The following is a 24,540-nucleotide window of genomic DNA, read 5'->3' as shown; positions in this document are numbered from 1 at the left end:
CATGTTCCAGAGTGTCGCCATCCGCTCAATCATCCCGGTCGGTCTTGCAGTGACCGGTTTTGTGGGGATCTGCTGCCTCAGCCTCTACGGCATCATGAAACGGGACATGGTCAACGATGCCGCCCAGCATGGCCGCAATATCGCCAATACGGTGGTGCTTTCGACCCGCTATGCCATGCTGCACAACGATCGTCAGCATCTGGGCAACATCATCGCCAACATCGGTCAGCACCAGGGTGTTGAGCACTTGCGAGTCTTTAATCACGACGGTTTTGTCACGTTTTCTCGAAATCAGTCCGAGATTGGTCATCAAGTTAACAAACAGGTGGAAGGCTGTAGCGGCTGCCACAGCAACTCCAAGCCTGCCGAGCAGTTGGCTGCCGCCAAACAGACCCGTCGCTTTACCAACGAACGGGGGGTGCAGGTGTTGGCTATGTCGCAGCCGATCTATAACGAACCGACCTGTACCACCGGTTGCCATTATCACCCCGCCAGCAAAAAAGTGCTCGGCATGCTCGATATCGGGCTTGACCAGGGACCGCTGCAAAATTCGCTCGCCTTGATGCGCTACCGTATGATAGTTTTCACCCTCATGACGTTGGTTCTCACCGTAGGCGGCGCCGCTGCCCTGTTGAACCGATCGTTCTTTATCCCCCTGAAAAAGTTGATTGCCGTAACCAGTACACACGAAGCGAGTGAAGCGGTAAAACAGTTGGAATCCGGGTATGGTGAGCTTTCACTGCTGGCCCGCAACTACCACAGCCTGCTCTCGCGCCTGCACGACACCCGCGACGCCTTGGCCCGCTGCCGTAGCTGCAATAAGGAAAAGGGTGGTGGTGAGTCGTAGACCGGATGCGTGGTGTCTGGTTGTGCAACTATTCAAAAGGTCCAGGCCCTCATGACCACCTCCGACACCGGCAAACAACAGACGCCGGAAGAACAACGCAGCGCCCTGCAGGCGTCGATACGTCGCTGGCGTACCCGTTCGCACCAGGGGTTGTGGGCAATAGCCGCCTTTGCCGGTGTCAGTATACCGGCCATGCTCAGCGATCGTATCTTCCCACCCCTGACCCCTGAGATCAAAAGAATGCTGGGCACACCGCCTTCCAGCAACATGATCAGCGCCTTGCTGGTGGTGTATGCCTTTTCAGCCATTTTGCTGGTGCTGGGCAGGATCACCAATGGCTCTCCCAAGATGGTTTCCTTCAGCCATATCGGTTATCTGATCTGTTTTTACGCCTTCTACTACTTCTCGGGAGTGTTGCCGGAAAACTTCTGGGCCGTGCTGGCCACCGGCATGACGATCCTGAGCCTGGAGAGCTACCACATCTGGTCGCTCAGCATGGCCCGGATCAGGGAGGAAGAGGAAGCGTTAACGATCCTGGAGCGCAGGATCGGATTCAACGGCTAGTGCTGTTCAATCTGCCTTAGCTGTTCTTTTTCTGCGGTATCTCCAGTTCATCTTTGCCTGTTGAGGCCTGTCTGAAATTTTTGATGCTCTTGCCCAGCGCACCGCCAAGCTCCGGCAGACGATTCCCACCGAACAGCACCACCACAATCACCAGAATAATCACCATTTCAGGCATACCGAATCCGAACATCTGATCTCTCCTCTGATTTCAGCTTTTTACTGATAGCTGGCAGTGCAGGCAACGGCGCAGGTACATCAGCGACATGCCGTGCATATGAAAGTAGTTGCCGCAGCGTGGGCAGCGGGCCAGGGCCGAGTAGAGCGCTGTGATAAAAAGTATAACCACCCAGATCGAGAAGGTGATGGCCATGCCGCGAAAGCTGGGAAAGAACCTGTTGGAAAGCCACATCAGCGGCATGTAGGCAATGATGGTCGCAAAAAAAAGCTTGCGACGCCAGCGGATCACGGCCATCCCCCTTTGAAAGGCGACCGGATCCAGTTGCGTCAGTGTGCCATCTTCGACAGGTGCCGTTACCGGCTCAGTGGTGATGGTATCAAAAGCGGGGCGAGCAGTGTGCTCGCCCCGTTCTTCGTGACTAGTCACGTACGTTTGCCCGAACCGCTTGCTGCTGCCGGCTCTGTTCGGCAGTCTTCTTGATCATCGTGTACAGGCTTACGATGGCCGGAATGGTCTGTACCACCACCACCAGGGCCAGGAAACCGGCAAAGGCCAGCACCAGGATGCCGCTATTATAGGTCAGGCTGGTATCCACCTCGTTGGCGGCGGCAGAGGCGAAGGCGGTGGATATACTTGCAATCGTCAGGCTCAGGGCGGTCAGGATGGTGCGTACGGATTTCATGGTGCAAATCTCCTTTTCAGATGGTGTGTAAGACGGCGTTAGCAGTTACTTGTGTCCGGCAGCGGTGGCGGTTTTGACCTCTTCCGATGGGCTGAACAGGGCCTTGATCATGGAGTAGAGCATTACCAGGGCCGGTACGGCCTGCACCATCAGCACCAGTGCGCCGAAGCCGATAAAGAACCAGATCAGCGGGCCACCGCCGTCAGTGAGGGCACTGTCGGCAGCAAAGGCTGAGGTTGCGCTGCCGCCCAGTAAAGGGATCAAAAAATGTACGATTCTTGTTTTCATGGCATCCTCCCGTAGGAACTCCGTCTGAGTGTAGAAGCTTTGTGTAGGTACATAGCATATGCAGTGCCAAAAAGAAGATATGGTTAAAATAATGTATAACGTGCTGAAATAGCATGAATGTTTTGAGCTGGAATGAATTGCGGGAATCTGCTGGGAGCGGGCGGGCTGTATGTTTTTGCTATGCAGTAGCAGGTTGTCTGAACAATGCGTTTCTTTGTAACCTGCTAAAATTATTGTGGTGATTCTGTTTGCTGGCAGGGTAGGGACTGTATGGAAACAGCATGCAGTAGCTAGGAGGGCAGGGCTGGTTGTGCGGGCCTCTGTTTAAGGATACGAAATGCGCGCCCACCGGTCCGGCATTGCCGGGAAAGGGGGTCCGGTGTCTGCCGGACCAGCGGGCGTGCAACTGTACTACAGTTTGCTGCGGCTACTTCTTACGAGCGCTGAACCGCCCGCCAGCGGACATGGGATCACCCTTGTAGCCCAAGGCCTTCCAGTCCATCCGTTTGCTGCCCATGTGGCAGTCGCCGCACTGGAGAGCATCTTCCTTGGGTGCCACCTGGTGCTGGGCCGAGATGTAGGAGACGGTTTTTACAAACTGATGCTTGCCGCTGTAGGGCAGACCCTCTTCCTGAGCGCCATCTTTCAGCGCCTTTTCCCAGTTGAAGTGTACCCACAACGACTGATACTGCTGGAAGGTGCTCAAATACCGGTAGACGCTGTCCATCGGCTGGCTGCCCCGATGGGTCTTGTAGGGGTAGATCTTGGCGGCCTTGTCCTTGATGCTGCCCACCGGCTTGGTCATGTTGACCACTTTTGTGGGGTCCTTGATCTTGTCACCCACCATGTAGCGTTCGATCTTGCCGTTATACCAGGCGTAGGTCGGCATAAAGTTCATGTCCCAGGTAAAGGAGCCTTTGCGATTCTGGAAGGTCTCCTGGTCGAACTGCTCTTCCACCGGCAGGTTTTTGCCCACATCGGACCAGTACCAGGAGGTCTTGGTGGCCTGGCCGCGGGCCAGCAGCGGGATGTGGCAGGTCTGGCAGGCTACCGAGGCGGCGTGGGCATCCAGGATAGCCTTGTTCTTGGAGTTTTTGTGGGGGGCCTTGGCGCCGCTGTGGCAATCTTCACAGCGTACCCGGGCCGCATAGTGGGCCATCTGGCTGGAGGCGCCTGATATCTTGTGTTCCGGCGCCTTATGGCAATCAACACAGAGCAGGCCGGCGCCGCCTTTGGTCTTTTTGGCCATATGCACGTCCAGCTTCCGGTCGGCGTATTCCATGGTGGAATCAAGCCCGGCATGCTTTACCCCGTCACCGCCGCCGCCGTAGAAGTGACAGTAGCCGCAGTTCTGCAGGGTCGGCTTCTGGCCCACACTTTTGGCGGCCTCCACCAGATCGACCTTGCCGCTGCCGATTCCCTTGCTATCGACATCACAGCCCACCGAGGCGCGGTCGTAGCTCTTGGTGGCGTGGCAGATCAGGCAGTCGATGCGGGTCTTGTCGCTGTGGTCAAAGCTGTTGCGGTTCCAGCCGTAGCCGGCGTGACAGCGCAGGCAGGATTCACGGGGCAGACCTTCCTTTGCCGCGAAGATGGTGGTGCAGTAGTTGTTGGTCATGTTGGTCTTGCCATACAGCTTGGTGCTCTTCTCCAGCCCCTTGACATGGTTGGGTACCCCTTTGAGGTTCCAGTGCTGGGTTTTGATGAAGTCGCTGGCCTGCTTGTCATGACATTCGATACAGGCCTTGGTCACCTCCCGACCATCCTTGAATGGTCCGGTGATGAAATCCTTGTGGTCGGTTGCAGCCAGACCACTTTGCGCCAGACAGGCTATCAGGCCGACCAGCATACACAACATCGGTTGCAGCTTCATGGAGTACCTCCTCTGTGGGGGTGATATATGCGTAATACAGCGGTGCTCGCCAGCGCCTCGTTGTGAGGTGTGTCGGGCCTGCTCCTGCTGATTACGCAAGCAGCTGTGATCCAGCATCTTTGCCTGCCAGCTCTGAACAGGCCGGCAGACTGATGGTAAAGGTGGTGCCGGTGCCCACGGTGCTTTCAACGGTGATCGAGCCGCCGTGGGCCTGAATGATACCATAGGAAACGGACAGGCCCAGGCCGGTGCCACCGGCGCCCTTGGTGGTGAAAAACGGGTCGAACAACTTGCCCAGTTGCTCTTCCGGTATGCCGTGGCCTGAATCCTTGATGGTCACCACCACCCCGTCTTGCGGTTGCCCGTTCGGCCGGGTATGTATCTGCAGTTCGCCCCGGCGCAGGTCCTGCATGGCCTGACCGGCATTGATGAATATGTTGATGAACACCTGCTTGAGCTGGTTCTGGTCGGCCATGATCAGCGGCAGATCCGTGCCCAGCTGTCGCAGGATGACCACATTCTGAAACACCGACTGACACTCCACCAGGCGCAGTGAATCGATCAGGATCTGGTTGATGTCGCTGGTGGTCATCTTGGGCTGGTAATCGCGGGCAAACTCCAGCAGTCCCTTGACGATACCGGCGCAGCGTTTGGCCTCGCTGCTGATGGTTTCCATATCCTTGTGCAGCGACGGGTCAAGCCGTTTGTCCTTGGCCACCAGCGAGCTGAAGATCAGGATGCCCGAAAGCGGGTTGTTGATTTCGTGGGCGATGCCGGCCACTAACTCGCCAAGGGATGCGAGCTTTTCGGTATGCACCAGCTGCATCTGCATCCGTTGCAGTTCTTCGCTGCGATCCTTGACCTTTTCCTCAAGAGTGCGGCCCCATTCCTCCAGCTCGTCGCGGGCCTGGCGCAGGTTGTTGGTCATCAGCTGGAAGGCGCGCATCAGTTCGCCCAACTCGTCGTTTGAGGTGGGGGTCATCTCGCAGTCGAGCTGCCCCTGGGCCAGCCGGGCGGTGTGGCGCAACAGCTCATTGACCGGCCGGTTGACCAGATGCAGCGTAAAAAAGGTCAACGAGGCCCCCAGCAGGATGATCAGCAGTACCGTCAGCAGGATGATCCGGTTGCGGTAGCCCGAAAGATCTGCCTTGAGCAGGTCCAGCGATACGATGATATCCACCACCCCCAATACACTGTGCGATGGCAGGTGGGCATGGCAGGCGGCGCTGCTGCAGCCGCTTTCATTACGGATCGCCTTGGCCAGCCCCAATACCTGCGTACCGTCGGGCAACGCAAAAAAACGGCTGCGCTCCTCCAGCGGGGGGCGGACCAAGGTCTTGCCGGCCTGGTGACACAGGTCACAACGGACTGCCTTCTGGTCGAGTCGTGTACCGATCTCTGCAGCAACGGTGGAGTGGACGATGATCCGGTCGCGATTGATCATCCTGATCCGCTCAATACCGGGACGCTTGGCCACCTCGTTGATCATCTGATAGACCAGGGGCCGGTTGTCCAGCAGCATCTGGTGTCTGGTCATCCGGATGACGGAAGCCGCCAGATTGTCAAGATCACGCACGGTGCTATTTACCAGCAGTTTTTGCAGGTTGTTGATATTGATCCAGGCAAACAGCGTCATGAACAGCACCACCACGGTGCCGGTCAGGATGGTCAGTTTCTGGATCAGCGAGAAACGGCGCGGTAGCAGCCGCAGCAGGATTTTTTTAATGCTCAGCATAATCCCGGGCCGAGACGCCGAGTTTCTTCATCATACTTTGAAAATTGGGGCGCAGCATGCCGGTCTCTTCCGCAGCCCGGGTGATGTTACCCCGGTTGCGTTGCAGGGCATTGATCACAAAGGCCCGCTCCACATCTTCCACCGCCTGTTCGCGCAGCTGGCGTTTGGTCTCTTTCAGCTCCTCCACACTGAGTGGTATGGCGGTAAAGTCAAGTGACAGTGGTTCGGCTGCCGAACCGCCCAGCTCCAGGTCATCGGGGGTGATCAGGCTGTCTTCGGCCAGCACCACGGCCCGCTCGATCACATTCTCCAGTTCGCGCACGTTGCCGGGAAACGCGTAGCTCTGCAGCAACTGCATGGCCCCGGCAGTGACCCCTTTGATATCCTTGCCTAGCTCTTCGGCGCAACGTCTGACCGCATTGCCCACCAAAAGCGGCACATCACCGGCCCGTTCACGCAGTGGCGGCAGATCGACCGGTATGATGTTAAGTCGGAAGAAGAGGTCTTCGCGGAAGCTGCCTTCGGCCACCATGTCGCGCAGGTTGCGGTTGGTGGCCGCCACCAGGCGGATGTTAATCGGGGTGGGCTGGGTGCCACCGATCGGCGTAACCTGCCGTTCCTGCAGCACCCGTAGCAGCTTGGCCTGGGTGGTCAGACTCAGGTTCGAGACCTCGTCAAGAAACAGGGTGCCGCCTTCGGCCACCTTGAACAGACCGGTCTTGGTGTGGATGGCGCCGGTGAAGGAGCCTTTGACATGGCCGAACAGCTCGGATTCCAGCAGGTTTTCAACCAATGAGGTGCAATCCACCGCCACAAAGGGGTTATCCCTGCGGGCGCTGTGTTTGTGGATCGCCCGGGCCACCAGCTCTTTGCCGGTGCCGCTTTCGCCGGTGATCAGCACGGTGCTGTCGGTAGGCGCCACCTGCATGATCCGGCGGTAGACCTTGACCATCTCGTGACTTTTGCCGACAAAACTGTCGAAGCCCTCGGTATCACGCAGCTCTTTGCACAGGTAGAGATCCTCAAGGGCCACCACCCGTTGCTCCAGGGCCAATCGAATGGTGTTGAGCATCTCTTCGGGGGTGAATGGCTTGGCGATGTAATCCACGGCCCCCAGTTTCATCACCTCCACAGCACTGTCCACCGATGAGTAACCGGTGATGAAGATCACCGGCAGATCCGGTTGGACCTCCTTGATGGCCCGCAGCACATCGACGCCGCCGATGCCCGGCATCTTGAGGTCGGTAATCACCAGGTTAAAGGCTTCCTGCTTTAGTCGTTCAATGGCAGCCTGACCACTGCCGAAGGTCTCAACCTTGAACGACTCGGATTCGAGGATCCTGCGAACCCCCTCCCGGATGGCAGGCTCATCGTCAATCACCAGCAGTTTTTTTTCAGCATCCATGGCAAGCCCCTGTAATGGTGATCACTGCTGCCGCAGCTCGGTATCGAAATCCTCGAGCGCAATCCTGTAGTCGTCGAGCATTCTTTGTCGTTCGACGGTGCTGTCTGCACGTTCTGCAGGCAAAACACCCCGGAAAGGGTAGCAACGTTCCTGCCAGCAGCCACCGCTGAGCGTACGCGTCTTGTCCGGCAGACAAACCCAGGCAACGGTGTGTGCAGCAGCTTCCATCAGCATCCCTCCCGAGGTGTGAACAACCAGTGTTATTCTATTGCGCTGTTCAGTCGAGCGAGCAATTCATCGAGATTCAGCTCATAACGGCTGGCTACTTCAACCAGTGTCGCAAACAACGCTTCACAGCATAGACAGATGCCGAGCCGTTTGCTGTAGCGGTTGAACACCGGCTCGGTCTCCGGATGGTGTTCTACCAATTCCAGCACGGTGGTATCCGGCTGCAGCTGTATGATCATGTCGCCGCTTGCTCCTGCTGCATGATCGGTGTGAGCAGTTCTGTAAACAGGTGTGCCGTCGCCGAGGATGCATAACGTTGCAAAAATGCTACCCCACTGTCGCCAGCCTCGGCGATCTGTGGATCGATCGGCACCGAGCCCAGAAATGGCACCCCCATATCGTCGGCCATCAGTCTGCCGCCGCCGGATTGGAAGACTGCGGTGGTCACCCCGCAACGGGGACAGACGAAACCGCTCATGTTCTCGATCACGCCCAGGATCGGCAGATTGATCTGGCGGCAGAACGAGATCGACTTGCGGACATCAACGGCCGCAACCTTCTGTGGTGTGGTAACGATGATGGCGCCGTCGGCACCTTCCAGGGTCTGGCAGACCGACAGCGGTTCGTCGCCGGTGCCGGGCGGCGAGTCAACGATCAGGTAATCCAGGTCACCCCAGGCTACGTCACGGATAAACTGGGTGATCACGCCGGTTTTCATCGGTCCGCGCCAGATTACCGCCTCATCTTGCTCTTTAAGAAAAAAGCCCAGTGAGATGACCTTCAGGCCGTTAAGATCCGCCGGTACCAGTTCGCCATCGGCCTCCATTACCTTGCTGGTTTCCATGCCCAGCATGGTGGGGATGCTGGGGCCGTGAATATCGACATCCAGCAGGCCAACCTTGTTGCCTGCCAGATGCAGCGCCATGGCAAGATTGACGGCCACGGTGCTCTTGCCCACGCCGCCCTTGCCGGAAAGCACGACGATCTTGTGCTTGATACGGCAGAGTCGTGAGGCCAGTCGCCGGCGTTCTTCAAATTCTTGCTGGGTCTCTGTAGCTGTTTTGCTGCTGGCGGAACAGCTGCTTGACGAGCAGCTCTCGCAGGCTGAGGGTGAACACGATTCCTGCGTTGGTTGTTGCGTTGCTTGCATCGATGGTGCCTCCTGGAGTTTCTTCTGATTAGAGCAGGCGTTTTATCTGCTGCCATACCTTGCGGATATCATCGGCAGCAGCACAGCCGAGTTCTACGGCGGTTATCTGCTGCAGTTGTGCCTGGGTAATGCCACGGTCATACCGGATGCGACCGGCAACCTGTGCGCCGGCTGCACGTGCCGCAGCTTCAATCCGTTCCGTCTGCTGCGGGTTGATATCCCACTTGTTGACACAGACGATGGTGGGTACCGAAAAATGGCGGGTCAAGGCCAGCACCCGTTGCAGGTCATGCAGACCCGACACGGTGGGTTCGGTGACGAGCAAGGCCAGCGAAACCCCGCTCAGCGAAGCGATGACCGGGCAGCCGATGCCGGGGGGGCCATCGGAGATAATCAGTGGAATCCGTTTGTCAACTGCCAGTTCCCACGAGCGTTCCCTGACGGTGGTCACCAGCTTGCCGGAGTTTTCTGCTGCAGGCTCCAGCTGGGCATGCACCATCGGTCCGCTGCGGGCCTGCGATATCATCCAGTGGCCGCTGTGGCGCTCGGGAAAGTCGATCGCCTTGGCCGGACAGAACTGGACGCAGACGCCACAGCCTTCACAGGCTACCGGGTCAACCTGATAGCGGTTGTTTTCCGTGCGGTAGATGGCATCGAAACGGCACAAGGTATGGCATTTGCCACATCCGGTACAGTCATTGAAGCGGATTTCAGCCTCGTTGCCGCTGAAGAAACAGCGCCGCTCTTGAACCTCAGGGTTGAGTACCAGATGCAGATCGGCGGCATCCACATCGCAATCGGCCACCACCGCCTTTTTGGCCAGCATGGCAAATGAAGCGGTCACGCTGGTCTTGCCGGTGCCTCCTTTGCCGGACAGCACCACCAGTTCCTTGATCTGTGCATGTCTCATGGCTGGCCCCCGTGTTGCTGCAGTTCAGTACGTACCCTATCGGCCAGCTGCTTGAACAGCAGGCCATATTCCGGCAGGCAGTGGGCCACCAGCTGCCCCTTGGAAACCACCTCGGCAATCTGCCGGTCATCAGGCAGCGACAGCAGCACCGGCAGGCATTCATCTTGACAGTAACGGGAGAGGCCGACCAGATCTTCGCCGGCCCGGTTGATGATGACGCCGCAGGGCAGCCTTAGCTCGCGCACCATGGCCACTGCAAGTTTCAGATCATGCAGGCTGAACGGGGTTGGGTCGGCCACCAGCAGGACATAATCAGATTCGCGCAGGGTGGCCACTGCCGGGCAGGAAGTGCCGGGGGGCGCATCCAGGATGGCCGGGATATCACTGAACAGTTGGTTGGTTACGGCACGGATCACCGGCGGCACCAGTGAGACGCCCACGTCCAGCCGCCCCTCAACCAGCCTGATGGCGTTCGAATGTCCGCAGTTGACCGTGCCGATCTGCAGCGGTCGTTCGCTGATCGCCTCGGCAGGGCAGACCAGGGCACAGCCTCCGCAGCCGTGACATAGTTCAGGAAACAGCAGCGGCTTGCTGGTACCCAATGAAACCAAGCCGTTAAACCGGCAGATTTCGCTGCAGGCGCCGCAGCCGGTGCAGCGATCAGCGCGGATCTCCGGCACCAGCATGGTGACCGGTTGGCTGTCGAGCTGATCGAACTGCAGGAACAGGTTCAGGTTCGGTTCCTCCACATCGCAGTCTGCCAGCTGCACCGGCTCGTCAAACATAATTGCCAGATTGAGCGCAACCGTGGTCTTGCCGGTGCCGCCCTTGCCGGAAGCAACGGCTATGCGCGGTGCCTGCCTTTTGGTCTGGCCGCCCATTACCAGTGGTCCTCAACATCGGCAGCGGTTGCCGCCTGCAGGATACCGCCCTGCAGGGCTTGTAGCGCTTCCTGCAGTGGTATGACCGGACAGTTGTAGACCTGCACTCCGGCTGCATCCAGGACCCTGAACGCCTTGGGGCCGCAGTGGCCGGTAACCAGTGTATCCACCCCGGCCCTGACAATAGCCTCTGCTGCATGAATACCGGCCCCTTGGGCGGCATTTCTGCTCTGCTCATTTTCCAGCAGACGTATCTGCTGCAACTCCAGATCGTAGAGTAAAAATCCTCGTGCCCGGCCAAAGCGCGGGTCAAGTTCGGCGTCAAGCTCAGTGCCGGATGTGCTGAAAGCGATCAGTTTCACGCTGTTCCTCCGTAAGACGATACCGGTTGACTACGGTCTGTTGTACCGTTTCCTCTGGCCACCACAACGGCCTGCACCCGTACCTTGTCCGTTGTTGCAGCCCCTCGGGCCGCAGCAGTTTGAAGCGCTAGGTGGTGCTGCAACTGTTGTTTCAGGTTGACGAAAGACGTCGGATTGCCGACGCTGCAGCCTGTTTCCTCCGCAGCTGCCGTTGCCGCAACCGGCGTTTCTGGGGCCTTTTCCATTTTGGTTTGGCATGGTGTTAGTCCTCCCGCTGTTGGCTGGTACTACCCTCTGTCGATCTTCCGTGTCTGTTGCACCGATTACCGCCATGTGGTTTTCTAGTGCAACCCGGCATATGCAGCGAACGTTCGTGCAAATGGCCCTGCAGCCAGGCCTGTACCACCTGTTCGAGTTCGCCGGATACAAATGAGACAACCTGGATGCCGCGGTCCTGCAGGGCATCGGCAGTGTCGCGCGTAATGGCGCCACACACCAGTTGCTCCACCTGTAATGAGGCCAGCCGCATGGCTCGTTCCTGAGGACTGTCGCCAGAAAAACGGCGTTCAATCCTGCCGGTTTCGGCCCCTGTTGCTGCGTCCACAATCAACAGATTGCGGGCCACATCAAAAACCGGTGCTATGCGGTCATTCCAGAGCGAAAAGGCTGCTCGTGTCACGGTTTGGCTCCCTGCAAAGATCATCAGACAATGATCATTGACAAAGCAGAGAACGTGCCAAGTGGTTGATGAGAAAAAAAGCTGATGGATTAATGGGTTACGGTTGTTGGGAAGGCTTTGTGAGGATTAATCAGTAGCATTATTGCTACACTGTGAGTGATTTTGGTTGCGTAATTGCTACCCTAGTGGGTCCGTTGTGAGCGGCCATCGGTCCGTGGCAGGTCGATGCCAAATTGCTTGATCTTGCGGAACAGGGTGGTTTTGTGCATGCCGAGCTCCCGCGCGGCTGCCAGGCGATTGTAGGCGTTGCGTTCAAGTGCGGTTCGTATGGTTTGTGCCTCAAGCTGGGAGCGGGCGTCGTGTAGGGTTGCTACTGTACTGATGCGGTTGTTGTGCAGAGTGATCTCGTCGGGCAGGTGGGCGAGCTGAAGCATACCATGCGGACAGAGCACAAAGGCGCGTTCAATGATGTTTTCCAATTCACGGACGTTGCCAGGCCAATCATGGGCCATCAGCAGCGAAAGCGCCTCGGGGGCTATGCCCTGTACTGTGGCGTGGTGCAGCTGGTTGAATTTGTGGATAAACTGATCCACCAGCAGGGGTAGATCTTCTTTGCGGCGCCGCAAAGGGGGCAGCTCCACCCGCACCACGTTGATCCGGTAGTAAAGGTCTTCACGGAAACTGCCGGCCTTGACCATGGCAGACAAGTCGCGATTGGTGGCGACGATGATCCGCGCATCGCTGGTAACCGGACTGGTGCCGCCCAACGGTTCGAAACAGCGCTCCTGCAACACTCGAAGCAGCCGCACCTGCAGGGCCGGACTAATCTCGCCGATCTCGTCCAGAAACAGCGTGCCGCCGCTGGCCAGCGCAAAACGACCCGGCTTGTCTTTGGTGGCCCCGGTGAAGGCGCCGGCCTTGTAGCCAAACAGCTCCGATTCCAGCAAGGTATCCGGCAGTGCGCCGCAGTTGAGTGCCACAAACGGTCCTTTGCTGCGCTTGCTCAAGCCATGAATAGTGCGGGCCATCAACTCCTTGCCGGTGCCGGTCTCGCCGTTAATCAGCACCGTGCTGGGGCTGACCGCTATGGCCGGGATAACCTCAAACAGACGCTGCATCAGAGGGCTGCGGCTGACAAATTCTCCTACGTGAAACCGCGCCTCCAGTTCGTGACGCAGGGTCTCTATCTCGCTCAGATCCCGGAAGGTTTCGGCCCCACCGACCACATTGCCCTGGCTGTCACTCAGCACAGCAGTCGAGAGGCTGATCGGAATCCGGTTGCCCTCACCGTCGACAATGTATCCCGACCGCCCGATGATCGGCTTACCATTCTTCATGGTCCGGCGCAGGGCGCAATCGGTTTCGCACATGTTGGAACGGAACACCTCCGAACAGAGCCGACCAATGGCATCCTTGCGTGAAATGCCGGTGATCTCCTCGGCCGCGCGGTTAAAGGAGGTGATGCGCCATGCAAGATCAACCGTGAAGACACCATCGGAAATGCTTTCCAGGATGGCATCGGTGCTGGTGATTACGGCGCTGGTTGTCTGGCAAGACCTGGGATGAGCCATGTTAAACGTATCTCCCTGATTCTGCTTATCATCATAACCGGTGCCGGGTCAACCAAAGGAAGCGTGGAGCCAGCTTGCTTGGTTGGTATTGTTTTTCGATCATTTTGTTGCCAGTGTAATTTTGTACGCGGATCGGGAAAAAATTGTTGACCGGATTCGATTTCGTAGTGTATATATCTCAGACCACAGCGGCTTGGATTGCGTGGTTGAAATAGGTTGTTTGTGTGGGGCTGTAGCTCAGCTGGGAGAGCGCTTGAATGGCATTCAAGAGGTCGTCAGTTCGATCCTGATCAGCTCCACCATATATTCAAGGCCGGCGTAAGCCGGCTTTTGACATACGGCTTGCGGTGGCCATGGTGAAGCGGTCAACACATACGACTGTGACTCGTACATTCGAGGGTTCAAATCCCTCTGGCCACCCCAAAATTCAACAAAAAGCATCTAGTGTTCACTAGGTGCTTTTGTTTTATCTGCTAAACCGGTATATATACATACTCAATAAGTGAGTGGGGCGAGCCCGCTGTAACCGGTACTGAAGGTGCGAGTATGTCAGCCTACGAACAGGAATTTTTACAGAATATCACCAATATCCGCGGGGTCGATTTTGAGACCTGGCAGGGGTGGGAGCAGTTGATGGCCTGGGTGAAGCGCCAGCCGTGGAAGCAGGAGTTTTTCGGTGGTGAGAAGATTCCATCCAAGTTGTTACATCCGGCAACCCTGGTTGCCGAATTGACCAAGTACCTGGGGGGCTGACAAGCCCCCTTTTTGGTATCCGCTTCCGTTTAAGACAGGTTCCAGAGTGCCATCTCCAGCATATCCTTGGGGCTTTTGCCCACCTCGCTGACCACGGTTGGTTCAAAACCGCAGTGCATCATGCATTGGGCGCAACGGGAGTCTTTGCCCACGCCGTAGCTGGCCCAATCGACCTTGTTCATCAGGTCGGCAAAGGTGGGGTAGTGGCCGTCGGTGATCAGGTAGCAGGGGGCCTTCCAACCCTGTGGGTTGCGGGTGGGGTTGCCCCAGGGGGTGCACTGCAGCTTCTTTTCGCCCTTCAGGAAGCGCAGGTACATCGGGGTTGACCAGAAGCGGTGCTTCTTGCTCATCTCGTAGACCTGCTGGAATTTTTTCTCAATCTCCAGCCGTTGCAGGAACAGTGTGTCTTCTTCAACCGCCTCGTAGCTGAAGCCGGGCGCCACCAGCAGGCCATCCACCCCCAGTTCCTCCAGTTGTGAAAACAGTATCTCGATCTCCACTAGGTCGGTGTCGGTGAAGATGGTGGTGTTGGTGCAGACCCGGAAGCCTCGCTGTTTGGCCGCCTTGATGGCCGCCATGGCGGTCTTGAAGCAGCCTTTGCGCTCCAGGATCCGGTCGTGGGTCTGCTCCAGGCCGTCCATATGCACGTTGAAGGTGAAGTTGGGGTGGGGCTGCATCTGGTCCAGGTTGTGCTCCATCAGCAGGGCGTTGGTGCAGAACATTATGTGGCGGCCACGCTGCAGCACCCCTTTGATCAGCTCATGGACCTGAGGGTAGAGGAACGGCTCGCCGCCGGTGATGGTGACCACCGGGGCCGGACATTCCTCCACCGAATGCAGGCAGTCTTCCAGCGTCATCATGTCGCTGATGGTGCCGGCATACTCACGGATGCGGCCGCAGCCAGAGCAAGCCAGGTTGCAGAGGTGGGTCGGTTCCAGCATCAGCACCAAGGGATATTTATCCACCTTGTGGATGGTGTTTTTAATAATGTATTTGGTCAGGTCGTAGTTGAGACGCCATGGAAAACGCATAGTTACAAACTATCCTTTCAGTGCTGCACAAACTCTTTGGCTGCGGCTTCAATCCCCTCGGCATCAATACCGACATCCTTGCGCAGCTGGGCCTGGGGGCCCTGTTCGATGTAACGGTCAGGGATACCGAGCCGCTTGACCTTGACCTGGGCAGCCCCGTTGTCCTGCAGCATCTCCAGCACGGCGCTGCCGAAGCCGCCCTGCAGAGCGCTTTCCTCAACGGTGATGATCCGGCCGGTGATGCGGGCCTGTTCAAGGATCAGCTCGGCATCCAGCGGTTTGACAAAGCGGGCGTTGATCACCCCGGCGTTGATGCCCTGGCTGGCGAGCCTTTCCGTCGCCTGCAGGGCAGGCATGACCGTACTGCCGATGGCCACGATGGTAAGGTCGTTGCCTTCACGCAGCAGTTCGCCTGTGCCAATCGGCAGCAGCTTCAGTTCCTGATCAAGCTCAACACCGTAACCGGCGCCCCGCGGATAACGCAGCGCAACCGGGGCGTTTAGTTCAATGGCGGTCTTGAGCATGTGGCGCAGTTCGTTTTCGTCCTTGGGGGCCATCAGGGTCAGGCCGGGCAGGTGCCGCAGGAAGGAAAAATCGAACACGCCGTGGTGGGTGGGGCCGTCGTCCCCCACCAGGCCGCCACGGTCCATGGCGATCACCACCGGTAGGTTCTGCAGGCAGACGTCATGGAAGACCTGGTCGTAGGCCCGCTGCATGAAGGTGGAGTAGATGGCCGTCACCGGTTTGTAGCCTTCGGCGGCCAAGCCGGCGGCAAAACAGACACCGTGTTGCTCGGCAATACCGACATCGAAGAAACGGTCCGGCAGCGCCTCGGCAAAGAAGTTGAGGCCGGTGCCGTCCGGCATGGCGGCGGTGATGGCCACCACTTTCGGGTCGTGGGAGGCCAGCTCCACCAGGGTGCGGCCGAAGATCTCGGTGTAGGAGGGGGCGGCTGCCTTGGCCGGTGCCGAGCCGGTTTGCAGATCAAAGGCACCCACCCCGTGAAATTTGGCCGGGGTCTCCTCGGCCGGTTTATAGCCCTTGCCCTTGGTGGTCATGATATGCACCAACAGCGGTCCTTCGTAGTCGCTGGCGGCCTTGAATACCTCGATCAGGTTGGGCAGGTCGTGGCCATCCAGAGGACCGATGTAGTCGAAACCCAACGCCTCGAACAGGGCGCCGGGGGTCAGGAACCCCTTCAGCGAGTGTTCGGCCCGTTTGGCAAATTGCAGGATATCCTTGCCAAAGGCCGGGATGTTGGACAAAAGCCCCTGCATTTCGCGCTTCAGTTCACGGACGCGGCGGGTGGTCATCTTGCGGGAGATGAAGGCCGAAAAGGCGCCGACGTTTTTGGAGATCGACATCTCGTTGTCGTTTAAGACCACGATCAGGTTCTTCTTGAGGTGGCCGGCCTGGTTGAGACCCTCAAAGGCGATGCCGCCGGTCAGCGAGCCGTCGCCGATCACGGCAATGGCGCGATTGGTGGCATGGTCCAGATCGCTGGCCACCGCCATGCCCAGGGCTGCCGAGATAGAGGTGGAGGAATGGCCGACACCAAAGGCGTCATGCTCGGATTCGCTCCGTTTGGGAAAACCGGAAATCCCCTTGTATTGGCGTTGGGTGGCAAAACGATCGCGGCGCCCGGTCAGCAGTTTGTGGGTGTAGGCCTGGTGCCCCACATCCCAGACGATCTTGTCATTGGGCGAGCTGAAGCAGTAGTGCAGTGCCAGGGTCAGTTCCACCGCACCCAGGTTGGAACCCAGATGGCCGCCGGTCTCGGAGACGGTCTGCAGCAGAAACTCGCGGATTTCTTCGGCCAGGGACGGCAGTTGGTCTGCAGACAGTTTTTTCAGGTCAGCAGGGCTGTGTATGGTTTCGAGTAACATGACAGGTCCTCACTTTTTCAGGTAGCCGTTGGCCATGAACCAGTCAACGGCCCGCCCAAGGGCGGACTCTACCGAGGTCTGGGGTAATCCCAGTTCGTTTACGGCCCGCGATGAGTCGAAGTACATGAACTTGCGCGCCATTTGCACACCGGCCAGGGGGATCAATGGCTCACGGCCGGTGATGCGGGCAATGCCTTCATTGGCGTAGGCCGCCAGCAGGATTGGCCAATAGGGTAGGCGCACCTTGGGGGCCGGTTGGCCGGTGATCCGTTCCAGCATGGCAAAAATCTCCCGCAGGGTCAGGTTGCGGTTGCCCAGTATGTACTTGCTGCCAATCTGGCCTTTTTGGGCGGCCAGGATATGGCCCCGGGCGCAATCCTCAACGGCGATCAGGTTCAGCCCGGTATCCAGATAGGCCGGCATGGTGCCGTTTATAAAGTCGACGATGATCTTGCCGGTGGGGGTCGGTTTGATATCCTGCGGTCCCACCGGTGTTGAGGGGTTGACTATAATCAGGGGCAGACCCCTGTCAACGAATTTTTCCGCCTCGCGTTCCGCCAGAAACTTGCTCTTTTTGTAATCGCCCACCATGTCGCTGAAGGTGACCGGTGTCTGCTCGTTGCCGGGTCTGCCATCACCCGGGTTGCCCAGGGTGCCGACGCTGCTGGTGTAGACCACCCGTTCGGCCCCGCTGGCGAGTGCCGCCTCCAGCAGGTTGCGGGTGCCGTCCACATTGGCCCGGTACATCTCCTGCGGGGTGCGGGCCCAGAGGCGGTAATCGGCAGCGGCATGGAAGACCCAGTCACATCCGGCGCAGCCCTTTTCAAGGCTGGCACGGTCAAGCAGGTCGCCCTGCAGCAATTCCAGCGGCAGCCCCTCCAGATTACGGATGTCCGAACCGGGGCGCACCAGGGCGCGCACCTCCAGACCATCCTTCAGCAACTCGCGGACGATGCTGGCGCCGATAAATCCGGTGGCTCCGGTAACAAAGGCTTTCATGGGTGTTTTCCGTCTCTCCCGTGGTGTCTGAACGAAAAGCCCCGGCAGGTGGCAACGGGGCTTTTCCGGTCATGCCGGGTGGTTGCGCCCATTGTTGTAAAGGGCGCCTGAACGGCTACAACGCCCTCGTGCCGCTCAGACGGCGGAAACGCCCCAGGGCGGTCAAAGGGAAGCAGTTGCGGTAGACATGGTATTTTATCATGAAAAATTTGGGGAAGCCGGTGCCGGTGAAGGCATCTTCATCCCAGGTGCCGTCGGGGTTCTGGTTGTTCAGCAGATACTGGATGCCGTGCTCTACCGCCTTAGAATGCACTTCGCCGGCTGCCATCAGGGCCAGTATCGCCCAGGCGGTCTGCGAAGCGGTGCTGGGGCCGCAGCCCATCAGGGTGCGGTCGTAGTACGATTCACAGGTTTCACCCCAGCCGCCGTCCATGTTCTGTTTTGATTTAAGCCAGTTGACCGCTTTTTTGATGTAGGGCTGCGACATGTCCTCGCCGATGGCCTCCAGGCCGATCAGCACATACCAGGTGCCGTATATGTAGTTGACCCCCCAGCGGCCGAACCAGGGGCCTTCCGGCTCCTGTTCCTGCTTGAGAAAGGCGAGGGCGCTCTGCGCCTGGGGGTGCTCCGTTGAACAACCGAAATTGCCCATCAGCTCCAGCATCCGGCCGGTCAGGTCGGCGGTGGGCGGGTCGATCAGCGCCTCCAGATCGGCAAAGGGGATCTTATTCAGCAGGTGCTTGGTATTATCCTTGTCAAAGGCACCCCAGCCGCCATTTGCGCTCTGCATCCCCAGGCACCAATCAATACCGCGGCGGATGGCGTCCTGCTTTGCCTTGTTATTGGTGACCTGCATCTCTTTGATGGCGATCATCACCGCTGCCGAGTCATCAACATCGGGGTACCAGTCGTTCTGGAACTCGAAGGCCCAGCCGCCCGGTTCCAGCTCGGGAGATTTGATCTTCCAGTCGCCACGGATGCGCACTTCTCGATCAAGCAGCCACTGGGCAGCCTTGATCAGGGCTGGATGATTCTGGGGGATGCCTGCTTCCTGCATGGACTGCAGCACCAGCGCGGTGTCCCATACCGGCGAGATGCAGGACTGCAGGGTGAGGGTGTCGTCATCCTCGATGCAAAAATGTGCCAAAGCTTCAAGTCCTTTGGCCATTATCGGATGGTTGCTGGCATAGCCGAGGCAGTGCAGGGCCAGCACCGAGTTGAGCATGGCCGGCTGGATGCCGCCCCAGTCGCCGGTCGGTTCTTGGTGATCGATAATCCACTGTTCGGCAATCTCGGTGGCCCGCTTCTTGAACGGTCGGATCGGGCTGGATTCATAGACCTTCAGCAGGTGATCGACGCCGATGAAGAAGTTTTTCCAGGTGATGATGCCGTCTTCCTTGGTGAAGGTGTAGTCGGTGGGGCGGGGAGGCCGGACGTACAGTTCCTGGACCCTTGACTGGGGCGGCAGCTTGCAGACCGGACGGGTGGACATCACCACCGACAGCGGAATAATGGTGGCTCGCGACCAACTTGACAGTTCGTACAGGTTGAAGTAGGCCCAGTTGGGCAGCAGCATCAGCTCGATCGGCATCGAGGGCACGCCCAGCCAGGAAAATTCGCCGAACAGCGCCAGGAATATCTTGGTGAAGACCCTCGCCTTGAGGATGCCGCCCTTGGCCAGCACGAAATCCCGCGCCTTGCGCATGGCCGGGTGGTCGGCCGGGTAGCCGGCCAGTTTCAGGGCGAAATAGGCCTCGATGGTGGTGGAGAGGTCGCCGGGGCCGCCGTACCAGATGGTCCAGGAACCTTCCCTGGTTTGCTGGCGCAGCAGGTAGTTGGCCATCTTGCGTTCTTTTTCTTTGTCAGCCATGCCCAGAAAATGGAACAGCATCAGGTATTCGGCGGTGATGGTGCTGTTGGATTCCAGTTCGGCCCACCAGTAGCCGTCGGGCAACTGTTCGCGGAAGAAGAAGTCCCGTGTCCGCTCGATGGCTTTGTCAAGGGGGGTTTGTGCAGCGCCGTCTACCGTCTTCCAGATGGAGGCAGGCAGGCGATGCAGCTTGGCTGCGGTGGGCTTGCCACCGGCAGCTGCCAACGGTGCCTGCTCCTGTTGGCTGTGATGGCAGAACGAGGTTAGAGCGTAGGAAATAGGATGGTTGTGCGACTTCATCAGGCTGTATACGCTCCTGGATTGCCTGGGGCGCTCGGGGTAGGCTGCCTCCCTGTGCCGGCTGCGAAAGGTCATTTTTTTACCATAACCTGCCTGAAATGTACATCTTCTTGTCATTCGCACGGCGACTGGCTTTTGCGGCGGATAGCGCTTTGCTGTGTTCAGTCGTGCCTGGTGTGTGGTATAGAAACCAACGGATACAAGCAGACGAGAGGAGAGGGCGGTATGCTGACGGGGAAACAGAAACGGTTTTTACGTGCCTTGGGGCACAATCTCAAGCCGGTGATACAGATCGGGAAAAAAGAACTGGACGAAGGGTTGCTGGCCGAGACCGAGGCAGCCTTGGCACATCACGAGCTGATCAAGGTCAAGCTGCTGGAAAGCTGCCTGCTGGACCGTCGCGAAGCGGCAGATGAACTGGCTGCCGCCTGTGGCGCCGAGGTGGCGCAACTGCTCGGGCGCACCTTCCTGCTGTACCGCCGGGCCGAGCAGCCCAAGCTGGCGCTGCCTTCATCGCAGGAAGCATAACGGATGAGCTGCGGGTGGGCCGGCCGGGTCGGCCGGGTCGGCCGGGTCGATCTGGCCAGCGGTCGATGCTGGATTGAATCACTGCCGGATGATCTGCGGAGTGGCTGGCTTGGGGGACGGGGGCTGGGAGTGGCCCTGCTGAAAGAGTTTGCCGGCCTTGATCCGTGTGCTGATCAGCTGCCGCTGGTTATGGCCGGCGGACCGTTGTGCGGCAGTGACACGCCGATGTCCAGCCGTTGCGTACTGACCGGCCGTTCACCATTGACCGGCACCATCTTCAGTTGCTCCAGCGGCGGACCGTTTGCCTGGCAACTGCGGCAGGCAGGTCTGGATGCCTTGGTCATTACCGGCTCCAGTGCAACACCGGTCCAGCTGCGGGTGATGCCTGACCGGATTGATCTGCTTGCTGCCGACGACTTATGGGGTCTGCCCACTGATACGGTCTTTGCGCGTTTGACAGATGCCGGTGCTGTGGCTGCCATCGGTCCGGCCGGCGAAAACGGGGTACTGTATGCCTCGCTGGAAACCGCAGCCGGCGAACCGTTTGGCCGTGGTGGCCTGGGCGCCGTGGTGGGTCAGCGGCGGCTGAAGGCGATCACGATTCAGGGTGACGAGGGCAAGGTGACGATTGCCGACCAGACGGCCTTTGCAGCGGCCCGCCAGGATATGCAGCGGCTGTTGCTGGCCTCTCCCTTTATCTATGGACCGTTTGGTATTCATCAGTACGGCACCGTGGCCCTGGTTGACCCGCTGGCCCAGCGCGGCATGCTGCCTGCCAGAAATTTTACCGCGGTGCTGCCTGCCGCCGGCTTGAATGCCGCTGCGTTGCAGCACGCGTACCATCCCAGCGGTTACGGCTGTTACGACTGCCCAGTTGCCTGTAAGCGCTTGACGGAAGATGGCCAGCCTCTGCCGGATCACGACGACTTGCTGGCCCTGGCCGGTTGCTGTCAGCAGCCGCAACTTGATGCACTGGTGGCTGCCGGCCGCTGTTGCGCCCAGCTGGGTCTGGATCCCGTTTCTGCTGCCGGCAGTCTGGCTGCCTGGTCAGAGCTGACCGCTTCGCCCATCGTGTGCGGGCAGATGCCTGCTTTGTTGAGCAGGATCGCCCGCCGTGAGGCGGAGGGTGAACTGTTGGCTCTGGGGGCAGAGCGTCTGGCCTGCGCCCTGGGGCAGCCAGAGGCAGCCATGACCGTTAAGGGCCTGGAGCTGCCGCCCTATGATCCGCGAGCCGCAACCGGCCTGGCGCTGGCCTATGCTGTTGCGCCCCACGGCGGCACCCATCTGGATGCCTGGTCGTTATCCTCGGAGGTGCTGCGTAAACCGGTGCCGACCGATCCGGCCTGCTTTGACGGCAAGGCCCGTGTCATCGCCCTGGCCGAAGCGGCCAACGCCGCCATGGATAGTCTGGTGCTGTGCCGTTTTGCGGCCTGCGCTGTGGAGCTGGAGGAGGCTGCCGCCCTGCTGACGGCGGTCAGCGGCGAGAGGCACACTGCCGGTGACCTGTTGACGATCGGAGAGCGGATCATTGCTGCCGAACGGTCCTTTAACCAGGCCAATGGTTTTTCTGTAGCCGACGACCGGCTGCCGGAACGGTTCTTCAGCCACGCGACCGGAATGACGAAGCCGCTTGATCGCGAACATTTTGCCGAGGAGCTGCAACGTTACCAGCGTATCCGTTCTGGAGTTCAGGCCTGATGCAGGGCCACGCCAATCAGGCCCTGGGCGCCCGAGGCGAAGAGCTGGCGAGCGGACATCTGCAGAGGGCCGGTTACCGGATCCTGGAGCGTAATTTCCGCAGCCGGGGCGGTGAGGTGGACATCGTGGCCCGGGATAGGGACGGCACCATTGTGTTTGTGGAAGTGAAGGCCCGTAGCAATCTGGCCTTTGGCCTGCCACAGCTGGCGGTGACCAGCCGCAAGCAGCGTCAGATCGCCAAGGGCGCCCTTTCCTGGCTCTCACGGCATCGTTGCCATGATCAGGCGGCCCGGTTTGACGTGGTTGCCGTTTTGCTGCATGATGACGGCCGAGCTGAGCTTGAGCACATTGTCAATGCCTTTGAGTTGTCCTACTGATCTGGAGGAAGCGTCCATGCGTGATCTGAACGCAGCCCTTGTACAACTGAAACCAAAACTGGGCCGGGTGGCTGATAACCTGGACCTGATCAGGGAGCAGGTGGAGCGGGCCATCGAGCAACAGGCCGATCTGGCGGTATTGCCGGAACTGGCCCTGACCGGCTATTTTTTGAAGGACCTGGTGCCGGAGGTGGCCCTGTCCCTGGACAGCCCCGAGCTGACAACGCTGCGTGAACTATCACGCCGGATCAGCATTGCGGTCGGTTTTGTTGAGGTGACAACGGACTTTCAGTTCTATAACAGCGCCGCCTGGTTCGAGGCGGGTGAACTGCGGCATCTGCACCGCAAGGTCTATCTGCCCACCTACGGCCTGTTTGACGAACAGCGTTATCTGGGCCGGGGTGACCGGTTCCGTGCCTTTGACACCTGCTTTGGCCGGGTAGGGCTCTTGGTCTGCGAGGATATGTGGCACCTTTCGGCCCCCTACCTGCTGGCCATGGACGGCGCCACCACCCTGGTCTGTCTCTCCAGCAGCCCAGGCCGCGGTGTGGAACAGGGGCAACTCGGTACCGCAGCGGCCTGGCGTAACCTGACCACCGCTACCGCCCGCTTTCTGACCTGCCGGGTGCTGTATGTCAACCGGGTCGGCTATGAGGACGGCGTCGGTTTCTGGGGTGGCTCCCATGCCGTGGCTCCTTCGGGTGAAATCGTCGTCAGCGCCCCGGAATTCGATGCGTCAATGACCCTGGCGCGGCTTAACGCGGCTGATCTGCGTAGAGAGCGGATCGCCTCGCCGCTGGTGCGGGATGAAAGCCTGTGCGTCACCCAACTGGAACTGGAACGGATTCATCGTGAAAGGAGCCGCTGATGTCGCTGCTGACGATTAACGCACCGCTGGCGCGTCGGATACTAGTGGGCTTCCTGCAGGATGAGATCTGGAAGGTGGGGGCCAAAAAGGCGATTCTGGGGCTATCCGGCGGTATTGATTCGGCCCTGGTTTGCCATCTGGCTGCCGAGGCGCTGGGGCCAGAAAACGTGTACGCCATCTGCATGCCCTACAAGAGCAGCAACCCCGAGAGCGAGGCCCACGCCCGGCTGGTGGCCGAGGCCAGCGGCGTACACTATAACGTCATCGAGATTACGCCGATGGTGGATGCCTATTTTGAGGGTTTTCCCGATGCTGACCCGATGCGGCGTGGCAACAAGATGGCCCGGGAGCGGATGACGATCCTGTTCGATCACTCGGCCCTGCAGGGCGCTCTGGTGCTGGGCACCAGCAACAAGACCGAACTGCTGCTGGGCTACGGCACCCTGTACGGCGATATGGCCAGCGCCCTGAATCCGATCGGCGACCTGTACAAGACCCAGGTCTGGCAGCTTTCCGAAGAGGTAGGGGTGGCCCGGCCGGTGATCGATAAGCAGCCATCCGCCGACCTGTGGGCCGGCCAGACCGATGAACAGGAGCTGGGTTTCAGCTACCGTGAGGTGGATCAGCTGCTCTACCGGATGGTGGACCAGCGGGCGACGGCCGAAGAACTGCAGCAGGCCGGCTTCAGCGCCGATTTCATCAACACGGTCTACGGCAAGGTGCAGAACTCCCATTTCAAGCGTCGGCTACCGGTGATCGCCAAGCTGTCCAACCGGACCATTGACCGTGACTTCAGATATTCACGGGATTGGGGTAAATAGAGGCTGTGCGTGCAGTAGTCGTTGCTGCTGTACCTATTTTTAGAATACAGGAATCT

27 protein-coding genes and 2 tRNA genes are annotated in these 24,540 nt (G+C 59.1%); 10 read left to right on the top strand and 19 right to left on the bottom strand.

Annotation, left to right across the window (positions count from 1 at the left end):
- Position 1 precedes the first annotated feature (1 nt).
- A complete protein-coding gene (locus RBQ93_RS07025) occupies positions 2-847 on the top strand; it encodes a HAMP domain-containing protein (protein WP_320371397.1) in 846 nt (281 codons plus the stop codon).
- 51 nt (positions 848-898) lie between these two features.
- Positions 899-1,411: a menaquinol oxidoreductase gene (locus RBQ93_RS07020; protein WP_320371396.1), complete on the top strand. Its 513-nt coding sequence runs from the start codon at positions 899-901 to the stop codon at positions 1,409-1,411.
- Positions 1,412-1,427: 16 nt separating this feature from the next.
- Here RBQ93_RS07020 and RBQ93_RS07015 read toward each other — a convergent pair whose 3' ends face one another.
- From RBQ93_RS07015 to RBQ93_RS06945, 15 genes are all read right to left on the bottom strand, one after another.
- Positions 1,428-1,601 carry a twin-arginine translocase TatA/TatE family subunit gene (locus tag RBQ93_RS07015; RefSeq protein ID WP_320371395.1) on the bottom strand — a complete coding sequence of 58 codons (174 nt, stop codon included), beginning with the start codon at positions 1,599-1,601 and terminating at the stop codon, positions 1,428-1,430.
- Positions 1,602-1,619: 18 nt separating this feature from the next.
- Positions 1,620-2,015 carry a hypothetical protein gene (locus RBQ93_RS07010; RefSeq protein ID WP_320371394.1) on the bottom strand — a complete coding sequence of 132 codons (396 nt, stop codon included), beginning with the start codon at positions 2,013-2,015 and terminating at the stop codon, positions 1,620-1,622.
- On the bottom strand, positions 2,008-2,271 hold the full coding sequence (locus tag RBQ93_RS07005) for a hypothetical protein (protein ID WP_320371393.1): 264 nt from the start codon (positions 2,269-2,271) through the stop codon (positions 2,008-2,010). The genes RBQ93_RS07010 and RBQ93_RS07005 overlap by 8 nt, the downstream gene beginning before the upstream one ends.
- Positions 2,272-2,316: 45 nt before the next feature.
- Positions 2,317-2,559 carry a hypothetical protein gene (locus tag RBQ93_RS07000; protein ID WP_320371392.1) on the bottom strand — a complete coding sequence of 81 codons (243 nt, stop codon included), beginning with the start codon at positions 2,557-2,559 and terminating at the stop codon, positions 2,317-2,319.
- A gap of 427 nt (positions 2,560-2,986) precedes the next feature.
- Entirely contained in the window at positions 2,987-4,432 is a 1,446-nt protein-coding gene (locus RBQ93_RS06995) for a tetrathionate reductase family octaheme c-type cytochrome (protein WP_320371391.1), read from the bottom strand.
- Positions 4,433-4,523: 91 nt separating this feature from the next.
- Positions 4,524-6,167, bottom strand: a complete 1,644-nt coding sequence (locus RBQ93_RS06990) for a sensor histidine kinase (protein ID WP_320371390.1) — start codon at positions 6,165-6,167, stop codon at positions 4,524-4,526.
- Positions 6,154-7,572 (bottom strand): sigma-54 dependent transcriptional regulator, encoded by a 1,419-nt coding sequence (locus RBQ93_RS06985; protein WP_320371389.1) that lies wholly within the window; start codon positions 7,570-7,572, stop codon positions 6,154-6,156. Before RBQ93_RS06985 ends, RBQ93_RS06990 begins: the two co-directional genes overlap by 14 nt.
- Before the next feature lie 21 nt (positions 7,573-7,593).
- Positions 7,594-7,800, bottom strand: a complete 207-nt coding sequence (locus RBQ93_RS06980) for a hypothetical protein (protein ID WP_320371388.1) — start codon at positions 7,798-7,800, stop codon at positions 7,594-7,596.
- A 32-nt stretch (positions 7,801-7,832) separates the two neighbouring features.
- Positions 7,833-8,039: a hypothetical protein gene (locus RBQ93_RS06975; protein WP_320371387.1), complete on the bottom strand. Its 207-nt coding sequence runs from the start codon at positions 8,037-8,039 to the stop codon at positions 7,833-7,835.
- Positions 8,036-8,950 (bottom strand): Mrp/NBP35 family ATP-binding protein, encoded by a 915-nt coding sequence (locus RBQ93_RS06970; protein WP_320371385.1) that lies wholly within the window; start codon positions 8,948-8,950, stop codon positions 8,036-8,038. Before RBQ93_RS06970 ends, RBQ93_RS06975 begins: the two co-directional genes overlap by 4 nt.
- Positions 8,951-8,978: 28 nt before the next feature.
- Positions 8,979-9,860, bottom strand: coding sequence for an ATP-binding protein (locus tag RBQ93_RS06965; RefSeq protein ID WP_320371384.1), 882 nt, complete (start codon positions 9,858-9,860; stop codon positions 8,979-8,981).
- Positions 9,857-10,741, bottom strand: coding sequence for an ATP-binding protein (locus RBQ93_RS06960; protein WP_320371382.1), 885 nt, complete (start codon positions 10,739-10,741; stop codon positions 9,857-9,859). Before RBQ93_RS06960 ends, RBQ93_RS06965 begins: the two co-directional genes overlap by 4 nt.
- Positions 10,741-11,103, bottom strand: a complete 363-nt coding sequence (locus RBQ93_RS06955) for a NifB/NifX family molybdenum-iron cluster-binding protein (RefSeq protein WP_320371381.1) — start codon at positions 11,101-11,103, stop codon at positions 10,741-10,743. The genes RBQ93_RS06960 and RBQ93_RS06955 overlap by 1 nt, the downstream gene beginning before the upstream one ends.
- A gap of 262 nt (positions 11,104-11,365) precedes the next feature.
- Positions 11,366-11,782: a NifB/NifX family molybdenum-iron cluster-binding protein gene (locus RBQ93_RS06950; protein ID WP_320371380.1), complete on the bottom strand. Its 417-nt coding sequence runs from the start codon at positions 11,780-11,782 to the stop codon at positions 11,366-11,368.
- A 182-nt stretch (positions 11,783-11,964) separates the two neighbouring features.
- Positions 11,965-13,353, bottom strand: coding sequence for a sigma-54 interaction domain-containing protein (locus tag RBQ93_RS06945; RefSeq protein WP_320371379.1), 1,389 nt, complete (start codon positions 13,351-13,353; stop codon positions 11,965-11,967).
- 226 nt (positions 13,354-13,579) lie between these two features.
- On the opposite strand from RBQ93_RS06945, the gene RBQ93_RS06940 reads away from it, so the two are divergent.
- From RBQ93_RS06940 to RBQ93_RS06930, 3 genes are all read left to right on the top strand, one after another.
- Positions 13,580-13,655: transfer RNA gene (locus RBQ93_RS06940), tRNA-Ala, on the top strand.
- A 45-nt stretch (positions 13,656-13,700) separates the two neighbouring features.
- Positions 13,701-13,776, top strand: a tRNA-His gene (locus RBQ93_RS06935).
- 123 nt (positions 13,777-13,899) lie between these two features.
- Complete coding sequence (locus RBQ93_RS06930) at positions 13,900-14,106, top strand: hypothetical protein (RefSeq protein WP_320371378.1); 207 nt, start codon at positions 13,900-13,902, stop codon at positions 14,104-14,106.
- Between the two features lie 29 nt (positions 14,107-14,135).
- Here the strand turns inward: RBQ93_RS06930 and hpnH are convergent, their stop codons facing one another.
- The 4 genes from hpnH to shc all read right to left on the bottom strand — a co-directional run bounded on the left by hpnH (position 14,136) and on the right by shc (position 20,192).
- Entirely contained in the window at positions 14,136-15,137 is a 1,002-nt protein-coding gene (gene hpnH / locus RBQ93_RS06925) for an adenosyl-hopene transferase HpnH (protein ID WP_320371377.1), read from the bottom strand.
- A 17-nt stretch (positions 15,138-15,154) separates the two neighbouring features.
- Positions 15,155-17,023, bottom strand: a complete 1,869-nt coding sequence (dxs, locus tag RBQ93_RS06920) for a 1-deoxy-D-xylulose-5-phosphate synthase (RefSeq protein ID WP_320371375.1) — start codon at positions 17,021-17,023, stop codon at positions 15,155-15,157.
- A 9-nt stretch (positions 17,024-17,032) separates the two neighbouring features.
- Entirely contained in the window at positions 17,033-18,022 is a 990-nt protein-coding gene (gene hpnA / locus RBQ93_RS06915; protein WP_320371374.1) for a hopanoid-associated sugar epimerase, read from the bottom strand.
- Positions 18,023-18,137: 115 nt separating this feature from the next.
- Positions 18,138-20,192: a squalene--hopene cyclase gene (shc, locus tag RBQ93_RS06910; RefSeq protein ID WP_320371373.1), complete on the bottom strand. Its 2,055-nt coding sequence runs from the start codon at positions 20,190-20,192 to the stop codon at positions 18,138-18,140.
- Between the two features lie 225 nt (positions 20,193-20,417).
- Here shc and yhbY point away from each other — a divergent pair, with 225 nt between their 5' ends.
- The 5 genes from yhbY to RBQ93_RS06885 are packed head-to-tail and all read left to right on the top strand — an operon-like array spanning position 20,418 to position 24,484.
- Positions 20,418-20,720, top strand: coding sequence for a ribosome assembly RNA-binding protein YhbY (gene yhbY, locus RBQ93_RS06905; protein ID WP_320371372.1), 303 nt, complete (start codon positions 20,418-20,420; stop codon positions 20,718-20,720).
- A gap of 3 nt (positions 20,721-20,723) precedes the next feature.
- A complete protein-coding gene (locus tag RBQ93_RS06900) occupies positions 20,724-22,418 on the top strand; it encodes an aldehyde ferredoxin oxidoreductase C-terminal domain-containing protein (protein WP_320371371.1) in 1,695 nt (564 codons plus the stop codon).
- Positions 22,418-22,795, top strand: coding sequence for a YraN family protein (locus RBQ93_RS06895; protein WP_320371370.1), 378 nt, complete (start codon positions 22,418-22,420; stop codon positions 22,793-22,795). The genes RBQ93_RS06900 and RBQ93_RS06895 overlap by 1 nt, the downstream gene beginning before the upstream one ends.
- A gap of 16 nt (positions 22,796-22,811) precedes the next feature.
- Complete coding sequence (locus RBQ93_RS06890) at positions 22,812-23,663, top strand: nitrilase-related carbon-nitrogen hydrolase (protein ID WP_320371369.1); 852 nt, start codon at positions 22,812-22,814, stop codon at positions 23,661-23,663.
- Entirely contained in the window at positions 23,663-24,484 is an 822-nt protein-coding gene (locus RBQ93_RS06885) for an NAD+ synthase (RefSeq protein WP_320371368.1), read from the top strand. The genes RBQ93_RS06890 and RBQ93_RS06885 overlap by 1 nt, the downstream gene beginning before the upstream one ends.
- Positions 24,485-24,540: the final 56 nt, after the last annotated feature.

Origin of the sequence: Trichlorobacter sp. (assembly GCF_034008105.1) — a bacterium.
In the GTDB taxonomy this organism is placed as follows: domain Bacteria; phylum Desulfobacterota; class Desulfuromonadia; order Geobacterales; family Pseudopelobacteraceae; genus Trichlorobacter.
Note: the sequence above shows the minus strand (reverse complement) of the source record. Positions and strands in the feature narration are given on the sequence as shown.

Coding starts and splice junctions, on each gene's coding strand:
- RBQ93_RS06885 (WP_320371368.1), top strand. CDS start 23,663: ATGTCGCTGCTGACGATTAACGCACCGCTGGCGCGTCGGATACTAGTG.
- hpnA (WP_320371374.1), bottom strand. CDS start 18,022: ATGAAAGCCTTTGTTACCGGAGCCACCGGATTTATCGGCGCCAGCATC.
- RBQ93_RS06945 (WP_320371379.1), bottom strand. CDS start 13,353: ATGGCTCATCCCAGGTCTTGCCAGACAACCAGCGCCGTAATCACCAGC.
- RBQ93_RS07000 (WP_320371392.1), bottom strand. CDS start 2,559: ATGAAAACAAGAATCGTACATTTTTTGATCCCTTTACTGGGCGGCAGC.
- RBQ93_RS07025 (WP_320371397.1), top strand. CDS start 2: ATGTTCCAGAGTGTCGCCATCCGCTCAATCATCCCGGTCGGTCTTGCA.
- RBQ93_RS06985 (WP_320371389.1), bottom strand. CDS start 7,572: ATGGATGCTGAAAAAAAACTGCTGGTGATTGACGATGAGCCTGCCATC.
- RBQ93_RS07015 (WP_320371395.1), bottom strand. CDS start 1,601: ATGTTCGGATTCGGTATGCCTGAAATGGTGATTATTCTGGTGATTGTG.
- RBQ93_RS06975 (WP_320371387.1), bottom strand. CDS start 8,039: ATGATCATACAGCTGCAGCCGGATACCACCGTGCTGGAATTGGTAGAA.
- RBQ93_RS06990 (WP_320371390.1), bottom strand. CDS start 6,167: ATGCTGAGCATTAAAAAAATCCTGCTGCGGCTGCTACCGCGCCGTTTC.
- shc (WP_320371373.1), bottom strand. CDS start 20,192: ATGAAGTCGCACAACCATCCTATTTCCTACGCTCTAACCTCGTTCTGC.
- dxs (WP_320371375.1), bottom strand. CDS start 17,023: ATGTTACTCGAAACCATACACAGCCCTGCTGACCTGAAAAAACTGTCT.
- RBQ93_RS06900 (WP_320371371.1), top strand. CDS start 20,724: ATGAGCTGCGGGTGGGCCGGCCGGGTCGGCCGGGTCGGCCGGGTCGAT.
- hpnH (WP_320371377.1), bottom strand. CDS start 15,137: ATGCGTTTTCCATGGCGTCTCAACTACGACCTGACCAAATACATTATT.
- RBQ93_RS07005 (WP_320371393.1), bottom strand. CDS start 2,271: ATGAAATCCGTACGCACCATCCTGACCGCCCTGAGCCTGACGATTGCA.
- RBQ93_RS07020 (WP_320371396.1), top strand. CDS start 899: ATGACCACCTCCGACACCGGCAAACAACAGACGCCGGAAGAACAACGC.
- RBQ93_RS06965 (WP_320371384.1), bottom strand. CDS start 9,860: ATGAGACATGCACAGATCAAGGAACTGGTGGTGCTGTCCGGCAAAGGA.
- RBQ93_RS06930 (WP_320371378.1), top strand. CDS start 13,900: ATGTCAGCCTACGAACAGGAATTTTTACAGAATATCACCAATATCCGC.
- yhbY (WP_320371372.1), top strand. CDS start 20,418: ATGCTGACGGGGAAACAGAAACGGTTTTTACGTGCCTTGGGGCACAAT.
- RBQ93_RS06960 (WP_320371382.1), bottom strand. CDS start 10,741: ATGGGCGGCCAGACCAAAAGGCAGGCACCGCGCATAGCCGTTGCTTCC.
- RBQ93_RS06995 (WP_320371391.1), bottom strand. CDS start 4,432: ATGAAGCTGCAACCGATGTTGTGTATGCTGGTCGGCCTGATAGCCTGT.
- RBQ93_RS06895 (WP_320371370.1), top strand. CDS start 22,418: ATGCAGGGCCACGCCAATCAGGCCCTGGGCGCCCGAGGCGAAGAGCTG.
- RBQ93_RS06890 (WP_320371369.1), top strand. CDS start 22,812: ATGCGTGATCTGAACGCAGCCCTTGTACAACTGAAACCAAAACTGGGC.
- RBQ93_RS06980 (WP_320371388.1), bottom strand. CDS start 7,800: ATGGAAGCTGCTGCACACACCGTTGCCTGGGTTTGTCTGCCGGACAAG.
- RBQ93_RS06970 (WP_320371385.1), bottom strand. CDS start 8,950: ATGCAAGCAACGCAACAACCAACGCAGGAATCGTGTTCACCCTCAGCC.